General features: G+C 38.7%; 10 protein-coding genes and 2 other annotated features. Of the genes, 9 read left to right on the plus strand and 1 reads right to left on the minus strand.

Going from position 1 to position 9,560, the window contains the following annotated elements:
* The 3 genes from V7164_RS13395 to V7164_RS25705 form a co-directional block, all read left to right on the plus strand.
* On the plus strand, positions 1-1,008 hold a 1,008-nt coding region (locus tag V7164_RS13395), incomplete at its 5' end, for a polysaccharide deacetylase family protein (RefSeq protein ID WP_335354306.1).
* Positions 1,009-1,134: 126 nt separating this feature from the next.
* Entirely contained in the window at positions 1,135-1,932 is a 798-nt protein-coding gene (locus V7164_RS13400) for a DUF2935 domain-containing protein (RefSeq protein WP_335346261.1), read from the plus strand.
* Positions 1,933-2,173: 241 nt separating this feature from the next.
* Positions 2,174-2,230: a hypothetical protein gene (locus tag V7164_RS25705; RefSeq protein WP_438824048.1), complete on the plus strand. Its 57-nt coding sequence runs from the start codon at positions 2,174-2,176 to the stop codon at positions 2,228-2,230.
* A 178-nt stretch (positions 2,231-2,408) separates the two neighbouring features.
* Here the strand turns inward: V7164_RS25705 and V7164_RS13405 are convergent, their stop codons facing one another.
* The gene (locus V7164_RS13405; RefSeq protein ID WP_335346262.1) at positions 2,409-3,668 is read right to left on the minus strand and encodes an MFS transporter; all 1,260 of its coding nucleotides are present in this window, start codon (positions 3,666-3,668) and stop codon (positions 2,409-2,411) included.
* Between the two features lie 166 nt (positions 3,669-3,834).
* Here V7164_RS13405 and V7164_RS13410 point away from each other — a divergent pair, with 166 nt between their 5' ends.
* From V7164_RS13410 to V7164_RS13435, 6 genes are all read left to right on the plus strand, one after another.
* Positions 3,835-4,467 (plus strand): MOSC domain-containing protein, encoded by a 633-nt coding sequence (locus V7164_RS13410; protein ID WP_335354307.1) that lies wholly within the window; start codon positions 3,835-3,837, stop codon positions 4,465-4,467.
* Positions 4,468-4,529: 62 nt separating this feature from the next.
* Positions 4,530-4,783: a binding site (T-box leader), on the plus strand.
* A gap of 61 nt (positions 4,784-4,844) precedes the next feature.
* Positions 4,845-5,087 (plus strand) — a binding site (T-box leader).
* Positions 5,088-5,150: 63 nt separating this feature from the next.
* A complete protein-coding gene (gene trpE, locus V7164_RS13415) occupies positions 5,151-6,545 on the plus strand; it encodes an anthranilate synthase component I (RefSeq protein ID WP_335354308.1) in 1,395 nt (464 codons plus the stop codon).
* Positions 6,529-7,140: an anthranilate synthase component II gene (locus V7164_RS13420; RefSeq protein ID WP_335346265.1), complete on the plus strand. Its 612-nt coding sequence runs from the start codon at positions 6,529-6,531 to the stop codon at positions 7,138-7,140. Before trpE ends, V7164_RS13420 begins: the two co-directional genes overlap by 17 nt.
* The gene (gene trpD / locus V7164_RS13425) at positions 7,112-8,137 is read left to right on the plus strand and encodes an anthranilate phosphoribosyltransferase (RefSeq protein ID WP_335354309.1); all 1,026 of its coding nucleotides are present in this window, start codon (positions 7,112-7,114) and stop codon (positions 8,135-8,137) included. The genes V7164_RS13420 and trpD overlap by 29 nt, the downstream gene beginning before the upstream one ends.
* 1 nt (position 8,138) lies before the next feature.
* Entirely contained in the window at positions 8,139-8,930 is a 792-nt protein-coding gene (gene trpC, locus V7164_RS13430) for an indole-3-glycerol phosphate synthase TrpC (protein WP_335354310.1), read from the plus strand.
* Entirely contained in the window at positions 8,930-9,553 is a 624-nt protein-coding gene (locus tag V7164_RS13435; RefSeq protein ID WP_335346268.1) for a phosphoribosylanthranilate isomerase, read from the plus strand. The genes trpC and V7164_RS13435 overlap by 1 nt, the downstream gene beginning before the upstream one ends.
* The last annotated feature ends 7 nt before the right edge of the window (positions 9,554-9,560 follow it).

Genomic DNA, 9,560 nt, shown 5'->3' on the forward strand with positions numbered 1-9,560 from the left:
ATGAGAAGTAAAAGGAAAAGAAAAACAACCTATTCGAAAGGGAAGTTATTAATTTCATTGATTGTTTGTTTAACATTAGTTTTTACAACGGTTAAGACAAACAATCATAGTGAAGCATTGGCTGTTTCTAGTTTATCACAGCCGATTAATATTATGTATTCCTTACTTACAAAGAGGCATTTTGATCATACAGAGGAGATGAATGGTTACGTTAATAATAAAATTCAAGCTTTTTACATATTAAAGAAAAAAATGGATCAAGAACATAATGAACAAACATTAAATGAGCAAGAACTGAAAAATAAACCGGAAAAGCATGACCCTGTAGAGAATGATATTAATAGTATAGAAACTAGTCTTAAAGATAGCGTTTCTTCAAAACAAGAAAACTCCCAAATAAAGCTACAAAATGAACAAAAAGTCATATATTTAACATTTGATGACGGACCTTCCGCCTATACATTAGACATACTGCAAACATTGAATACATTTGACATGAAGGCTACTTTTTTTATGCTTGAGCCTAATATGAGAATGTATCCAGAGGAATTACATGCTATTATCAATAACGGTCATATCCCAGCCTTACATGGAGTTTCACATAATGTCGCCAAAATTTATCGGTCGGAAAAGACAGTAGTTGACGAAATGACAAAAGCGCAAGCCACCTTAATGCAAATGACAGGTACAGGCACATCCTTAATTAGAACTCCTTATGGTTCCGCGCCATACATGAAACCTTCCTATTTGAAAGCCGTGGAAGCAGCCGGGTTTAATCTATGGGATTGGACAGTAGATAGTGAGGATTGGAAATACCGCAATGGTGAATATGTTGAAAGAGTTATTCAACAAATCGAAAATTTTAAACATAAGGATAGACCAATGGTCATTTTACTCCATGATAGAAGAACAACAGCAGAGCATTTGCCATCTCTGCTAACCTATTTTCAAACAAACGGGTATAAAGCCGAAATATTGAATGAGCAACTTTCTGCCTTTCACTTTTAAAAAAGCTGGACATTCATTCCGGCTTTTTCTTATGTCCAAATAAAGAGTTAGATGATTTACATGTCATAAATGCCCAGTTTCCCCGATAAGCTTTTATGAATGAACTGTTCATAAGGGGGAGATTGTTTGGCTGCTAGCTACGAAAAGGCTGCAAAATTTGAGCATGGATTTTGGCTGCAAGTATTAGGAGATCATGCCCGATTTATCCATGATTCCCTTGCACCGTCAGAAAAAGAATTCATTCATGAAGCCAATTATTTTATTCAGGTTTTTGATCAGCTCCTTGGTAGAGTAGGAGTAGGGAATTTGCAGGATTTAACAGTGGAAGCAGATGAAGAAGCCAAGAAAATTAGACAGTTTAAGCTGACTATTCTTGAGCGCCATCTTGTTGGAAAAGTAAAGATTCATCTCGGGCCAACTTTTATGAATCATATGGTAAACGAAGTAGATGAGTACCTGCTTCTGTTAAAGTATTTGAAAAACGGGGAAGCAGCACCTGTTTTTCATGAGTTGCATCACCATTTGCTATGGCTATTGGATGCTGCAGGGCATGCAGGGGCCATTTCTGATAATATGGAACTTCCAGAAAAAAAGATTAAAAAATTGAGTGATGAGTTTACAAAGGATTTTGAAGCCTTTTATTTAAAAGCTGTTGAATTGACGGGATTTCTAAGAACAAATCTTACAGCATTTCCTGCATTGAAAAAATTTAATAAAGATGTGTCATTAGAAATGAAACTGTTCATGAACTTTTTAGATGAAATTGAGGAGCTTAGGTTAAGTAAAGAAGCATTAGGAACATTTTCTGCGCTAATGGCAGACCATATGTTCAGAGAAGAATGCTATTATTTAACAAAGCTTGCAGAATCAACACAGTCAGAAAAACCTGATTGTAATCCTGCTAAGCCTAGATTGAAGGAATAGAGAAGTGAAGCCACCCTTTTGGCGGTTATTTTTTTCGCAGATTAACGCGCATTCACTATTTAAAAGATTCACTTAATTCTAGTAAGAAAGCATCATTTTTGTAAAAGTAGAACATATGTTCTTTTCCTAGGACAGGTTTGTGATATAATAGAGAAGCAATAGGGAGTTTTCTCAAGGGTGGTCGGCTAACCCCATTTGAAAGGGGGTGATGCCTATGACAGTATTCGAAACGATTATGATTATGATTTCATTTTCAAGTCTGATCATCGCTGTCTTGTCTTTTAACCACAAAAAATAGACCTCCCTTGACCTGATAATTGAGGAGAGGTCTAGTCTTTTGACTGGCCGCCGCTCAGGGAACGACGACTATTGCGGATGACCGTGGGTGCTCCAACACCTGCGGTCATTCATTTAAATGATATCTACAACTATAGGATAACATATCCGATTAAGAAAGTCATCCCGAAGTTCTTTACCTAAGCATCCTCCTCGTCTGGCTTTATTGCCATAAATGTGGCAATGATGGCTATGACAGTAAGACCGCTTAAGAAATAAAATAATACCTTTTCAGTATGCTCCATAAATAAAGCCATGACAGGCGGACCTGCAGCAACACCAATAAATCTCATCGAATGATAAATGGATGTGATGGTTCCTCTTTCTTCTTTTTCAATTCCACATGTAATTAAGGCATCCAAACAAGGAAGGGCTACCCCTATTCCGATACCGCCAAATGTAAATAAAATGAGCATGAACCATAATCCGCTTGAGAAGCTTAAAATAGCAACGGATACAGCAGTCAATGCAGATCCTCCGAAGATGATCCATTTCATTAATACTTTATTTTCTTTTATTATTTTTCCGGTTATAAAAGAGGCTATACATAAAGCCCCTAATGGGACTGCAAGTAAAAAGCCTTTTTTAATATTGATGATATTATATGTTTTTTCCAGTACATCCGATAAATAAAACAACACTCCAAATAAAACAAACATCATGATGGCACCAATGACGAAGATGGCATACAACCATTTTCCATTATGTGTAAATGTATTTTTAATGTTTACTAAAAACTGCTTGAATGGCACGGGCTCCTCACGTTCTTTAGGTGTTTTGATTAAAAGCCATACAAGTAATATCGAAAGGGCACAAAACACTGGGAAAGCAAAGAATGGGAGAAACCAGAAAAAACTGGCTAGAAAGGCTCCAAGTATTGGACTAAGTACTTTTCCAAATGTATTTGATGTTTCGATCATTCCAAGCGAACTGCTCACTTCATCATCGTTTTTAAACATATCACCAATGAGTGGCATGACAATGGGAGATGCTCCGGCTGCCCCAACCCCTTGTAAAGCACGGCCGCAAAGAATGATCCAATAGGCGTCATTAGCTTTCCAGGCAGCCCATCCAGAGATGAGTCCTCCAATTCCTGCAATTAAGAGGCTAGGGATAATGACCTTTTTCCTTCCGATATAGTCTGATAATCCTCCTGCTATAGGGATTAGGATAATGGCTACAATTGAATACACGGTCAGAATCATACTAGTCTGTAAAGCAGATATATTAAGGTTTTTCTCCATAGCAGGCAATACAGGAATAAGCATGGAATTTCCAAGTGTCATTACAAGTGGGATAGAAGCGAGTGACAGAACAGCCCACTTTTTGTTATGGACATTGCCTCTAGACTTTTTCTTTGCCTTTTGGCCTCCAATTTCTAATTTTTCAACATGCTCCATTGAACATACCATCCCCTTAACCATCATACCTAATATTAATATGGCTTTAAAAAAAGAAAGTAGTAGGGACTTTTTATGGTAAAATTTAATTGGAATTCATTGTCATGTATTAATATGGGTAGAAGGCAGATTGAGGGAAATAATATCAATATTCGAGGTGTATTTAATGGGAAATCAAATTTTTACATTAAATATTGGCAGGTCGAATCTTCATTTGTGGGATGGAGTGACTATTAATTCAGCAATAAGAAAAAAGCAAGTGAGTGAATCTTTTCTGACAAAAGAAGGATTTACAGGAGATTCAGTTGGTAACCGTGAATTTCATGGGGGAACGGATAGGGCTGTTTGCTTATATCCTTTTGAACATTATCAGCAATGGGAAAAGGAATTTCAAAAGCCGTTTCAGATGCCTGCATTTGGGGAAAATATTAGTGTGGCTGATCATCAAGAGAAGGACGTTTATATTGGCGATATTTTTTTACTCGGTGAAGCCATTATTCAGGTTTCACAAGGGAGGGTGCCATGTGTATCCATTTCCAAGCATAACAAAGCTGAGAACTTGCTTAGCAGGGTAGTGAAGACTGGGTATACTGGCTATTTCTTTAGGGTCCTGCAGGAGGGTATAGTGAAGGAGGACTCTTCACTGACATTAGTGGAGAGAAAGCAGGAGAAGTTCTCTGTATTAGCGGGAAATCAACTAATGTTTCATGATCGAAAAAATCGTGCAGCGATTGAAGAGCTGCTCCAGGTAGAGGAGCTTGCAGAAGCTTGGAGAAATAGGTTAAAGAAGGCTCTTTAAAAAAAATGAATTTTTATCCTTGACTTTTTTTATAATTAAGAATAATATAAAAAGCAACATAACGTACGGCGTTGACGAAGAGTAGTAACTTTTACGGGTACTTAAGAGAGCTGATGGGTGGTGCGAATCAGTGTAATCGTATTAGCGAATGGACTTCCGAGCCTCCAAACCGAACCTTTAATAGGAGCAGTAGGCTTTGGCGAAAAGTCTCATCGTTACAAGAGACAGGTATTCAAATGATTATTTCATTTTGATATCTGTTAAGTGAGCTAATTTTAGCTAATGAAGGTGGCACCACGGGTCTCTCGTCCTTTTTTTGGAGGGAGGCCCTTTTTGTATTTCAAATATTTATTGTTATAGCCTTTTAAAAAAGAATAACTAAATCGTTGAGTAAGAGTAGTACAATGTTCAGAAGCATTACAGAGAGCCGGAAAGGGTGAGAGCCGGTATGTGGAGAGCAGTTGGAATGGACTTGCGAGAGGCTTCTTGAAGGATAGTAGGGAAGCACGGAATTCCACCGTTATATGGATAGGGTATCGATTTACATCCGTACCTGAACAAGGGAGCAGAATTCTGTTCTAAATTTGAGGTGGCACCACGGTCAACGATACGTCCTCTATATGCACAAATATTGTGCGTATAGGGGACTTTTTTATTTTTATAACCGTTAAGGAGAGTGTATCATGCCGAAAGTAAAGGAAATCATTATTAGCGAAATTGAAGGGGATACGTTAACCCCAATTCTTATTTACCAGCGTCTTAAAGGGACAAAAAAATTTCTCTTTGAAAGCTCACTTAAACATGAAAAGGCTGGCAGGTACTCTTTTATTGGAACAGATCCCGTTATTGAATTAATTGGAGAAGAAGATTCCAGTACAATCCTTTCAGCAAAGGGAAGGAAACGGATTCAGAAGCATCCGCTTGAAGTATTGAAAGATATACTGCCGCCGATTGAACAGGATGAGATTGGAAATTTTCCATTTTGTGGGGGTGCTGTAGGCTATGTAGGCTATGATGTCATTCGCCAGTATGAAAATATCGGGAAGGCCCCAAAGGATGAATTACATATTCCCGATGTTCATTTAATGTTTTTCGAGGAAGTGGTCGTGTTTGATCATCTTGAACAGAAAGTGTATTTAATCTCTATTCCTTTATTTAGCGAGTTATCTGAATTGCAATCTTTACATGAAAAGAGACTAGATGAAATTCAGCATGGCAAAGTGAACAGTGAACCAAGTGAAGTTTCACTTTCAACTTTTAAAGCATCCATAAAGAGAGAAGAATTTATCGAAAAAGTGAAGCGGGCGAAAGAACATATTGTAGAAGGTGATATTTTCCAAGTGGTGCTGTCTCAGCGTTTGCAAGGAACAATTACGGGTGATCCATTTTCTTTCTATCGCAAGCTTAGAGTGCAAAATCCATCCCCTTATATGTATTATTTAGACTTCGAAGGCTACAAAATCGCGGGTACTTCACCGGAAAGCTTAATTAAGGTAAATGGCGGGAAGGTGACAACTAATCCAATAGCGGGAACAAGGCCAAGAGGGAAATCCGAGGTGGAAGATCATTCCTATGAAAAAGATTTATTGGTGGATGAAAAGGAGCTTGCGGAGCACCGAATGCTGCTGGATTTAGGCAGAAACGACCTTGGCCGTGTTTGTGAGCTTGGTTCAATTGAAATTGAGAAGTATATGAAGATTGAGAAATATAAACATGTCATGCACCTAGTATCAGAGGTGAGCGGTACTTTAAAAAAGGATTTATCAGCGATCGATGCTTTAATCGCTTGTTTGCCGGCAGGAACGGTTTCTGGCGCTCCAAAAATTAGAGCGATGGAAATTATTAACGAGCTGGAGGAAGTAAAAAGAGGTGTTTATTCAGGAGCAATCGGATATTTCTCAGCGAATGGAAGTATGGACTTTGCACTTGCAATTCGGACGATGTTAATTAAGGATCAAAAAGCATTTATTCAGGCGGGTGCCGGGATTGTTCATGATTCTGTGCCGGAAAAAGAGTTTGAAGAAACGATTCATAAATTAAGAGCTTTTTTGGAGGGCCAAGATGATATTACTTATTGATAATTATGATTCATTTACTTATAACCTATATCAATATTTAGGGGAGCTCGGGGAAGAAGTACATGTCGTAAGGAACAACAGGATTTCAATAGAGGAGATCAAGGAAATGGAACCGGATGCCATTGTGTTGTCACCTGGGCCTGGCAGACCGGAGGATGCAGGGATTTGTTCAGCCATTATCCAATCCTTCTATGAGACCAAGCCAATATTGGGAATATGCCTTGGACATCAAGCAATCGGGTATACATTTGGAGCAAATATAACGAAAGCAAACAATATTATGCACGGGAAGATTTCAAAATTAAAACATAATGGATCAGATTTATTTGCATACTTGCCTCAGCCAATTGACATCATGCGGTACCATTCTCTTGTGATTTCAGAGGAGACATTACCTGAGGGATTTCAGATCCTTGCAAAATCGATGGATGACAATGAAATAATGGCGATCAAACATAAGCAATTCCCGTTATTTGGCCTTCAATTTCACCCAGAATCAATTGGAACCGCATTAGGTAAAAGAATATTGGGAAATTTCTTAAATCATATCGGGAGGGGAAGTAAGCATGAAAAGCATCTTACAGAAAATTTCTAATGGGGATTCATTAACAGAACAAGAAATAACGGAAGCAACCGAGCTTCTATTTACTGAGGATATTACAGATAGCGAAATTGCAGGTTTATTAATCGGCCTAAAAACGAAAGGAGAAACAGTTGAAGAAATTGCCGGCTTAGCTAAAGCGTTAAGGGGAAAATCACTGACGTTTAATACGAGAATTCCGAATGTTATGGATAATTGCGGAACAGGAGGAGATGGGTCTAAAAGCTTTAATATTAGTACAACTTCTGCTTTTGTTCTTGCAGGTGCTGGAATTCCAGTTGCCAAGCATGGAAACAGAAGTGTATCAAGTAAAACGGGAAGTGCGGATGTATTAGAACATCTAGGTGTGGATTTAAATTTGGATGCTGCACGTACAGAGGAAATTTTACTAAAGGTTGGGATTGCCTTTTTATTCGCTCCACATGTACACCCGCAGCTGAAAAGGATTATGAAAGTGAGAAAAGATTTGCGAATTCCGACTGTCTTTAATTTAATTGGACCGCTCACAAATCCTGTTGATTTAGAGACACAGCTCCTCGGGATCTATCGCCGAGATTTTCTCGTACTCTTTGCAGAAGTGTTAAAGACATTAGGAAGAAAACGTGCAGTTGTCCTAAATGGGGCAGGGTTTATGGATGAGGCGTCACTTCAGGGAGAGAATCATTTAGTGATTCTGGAAAATGAAAACTTGACTGAAAGAGTCCTTCATCCAGAAGAGGTAGGTTTATCAGTATACACGAATGATGCCATTCGCGGCGGCGATTCCAAAGAGAATGCACGTATCCTCTTGAATGTATTGAATGGAAAGAAGGGAGCTTATCGCGATACAGTTCTCCTTAATGCAGGAATTGGAATCTTCACAGCAGGAAAAGCGCAGACAATTCAAAAAGGGATTGAATATGCAAAGAAGAGCATTGATTCTGGAGCGGCACTAAATAAACTGGAACAGCTCATTCATGAGAGCAAATTTATAAAGGAAAGGGTGATCTGAGGTGACTACGATCTTAAATATCATTTTAGAAGAAAAGGAAAAAGAGATTTTGGGACTAAGGGATGAAAAATTGGACATTCATGACCAGCCGCTTAGAAAAAAGCGCTCCTTTCTTAAAAAGCTTCAACAAAGGGATTCACTTGCAATTATCGCTGAATTTAAAAGAGCATCACCTTCAAAAGGGGATATTAATATCGGTGCTGATCCTCAGGTCCAAGCTCAATCTTATATAGATTTTGGAGCGGATGCCATTTCTGTTCTGACCGATACTCACTTTTTTAAAGGAGGTTTTGAGGATTTATCGTCAGTTAGGGAAGCTGTTGATGCCCCATTGCTCTGCAAGGATTTTATCATTGATGAAGTTCAGATTCTGAAAGCGAAATCCTCTGGGGCAAATTTGATTCTGTTAATTGCTGCAGCATTGGAGGAGCAGCGTCTGACAGAGCTATATAATTTCGCTTTAAACAACGGGCTTGAAGTGCTTATGGAGGTTCATAATGAGGCTGAGCTGCTAAAGGTCCTGCGTACTGGAGCACAAATAATCGGCGTTAATAATCGTGATTTAAAAACCTTCTCAGTTGATTTAGCCATAACGGAAAAGCTTGCTCCAAAAATTAAAGCAGCAGGTGCCTTCCTCATAAGTGAAAGCGGCATTAAAACAGTAGAGGATGTTCAAAGAGTGATAGATGCTGGTGCCGATGGAATCCTTGTTGGGGAGGCATTTATGAAATCTGAAAATCTCGAAGGTTTAATGAAGCGAATGAAACAGCCTATAAAAGAGGTGACGAACTAATGAAGGTGAAAATTTGTGGAATTATGGACGTTGAAACTGCGTTAAAAGCGATCGAATCGGGTGCAGATGCGCTTGGGTTTGTTTTCGCAGATAGCAAAAGGAAAATCAATTCTGATCAAGCAAGGGAAATTATTAAAGTAATTCCTGATGAGGTCCTTAAGGTAGGCGTGTTTGTGAATGAAGATCCGGATGTCATTCGAAAGATTGTCAATGAGGCAGGAATCAATGTCATCCAGCTTCATGGGGATGAGTCACCTGAATATTGTTCGCAATTTTCTGTACCGGTCATAAAGGCGTTAAGCATTGAATCTCAAGAGGATTTAAATCAAATTAGTCAGTTTTCGTGTGATTATTACCTTCTTGATAGCCCTAAAGGGAAATACCGCGGGGGGAACGGGGTCACATTTGATTGGAATGTATTAACCGGTGAAAACTTGGACGGGAAAAAGGTCATTCTTGCTGGCGGACTTTCAATTGATAATGTTGAGCAGGCCATTGAGATAACGGCACCGTATATGGTCGATGTCAGCAGTGGGGTAGAAACAGACGGAAAAAAGGATGTAAATAAGATAAAAATATTTATTAATCAGGCTAAAAAAAGATCCATGCATGGAATTGGCTGACAAACGT

This window comes from Bacillus sp. JJ1474 (assembly GCF_036965225.1).
Taxonomy (GTDB): domain Bacteria; phylum Bacillota; class Bacilli; order Bacillales; family Cytobacillaceae; genus Cytobacillus.

Excerpts from the sequence above, each read along its gene's own strand:
- trpD (WP_335354309.1), top strand. The coding sequence starts at position 7,112 with ATGAAAAGCATCTTACAGAAAATTTCTAATGGGGATTCATTAACAGAA.
- V7164_RS13405 (WP_335346262.1), bottom strand. The coding sequence starts at position 3,668 with ATGGAGCATGTTGAAAAATTAGAAATTGGAGGCCAAAAGGCAAAGAAA.
- V7164_RS13410 (WP_335354307.1), top strand. The coding sequence starts at position 3,835 with ATGGGAAATCAAATTTTTACATTAAATATTGGCAGGTCGAATCTTCAT.
- V7164_RS13420 (WP_335346265.1), top strand. The coding sequence starts at position 6,529 with ATGATATTACTTATTGATAATTATGATTCATTTACTTATAACCTATAT.
- trpE (WP_335354308.1), top strand. The coding sequence starts at position 5,151 with ATGCCGAAAGTAAAGGAAATCATTATTAGCGAAATTGAAGGGGATACG.
- V7164_RS13435 (WP_335346268.1), top strand. The coding sequence starts at position 8,930 with ATGAAGGTGAAAATTTGTGGAATTATGGACGTTGAAACTGCGTTAAAA.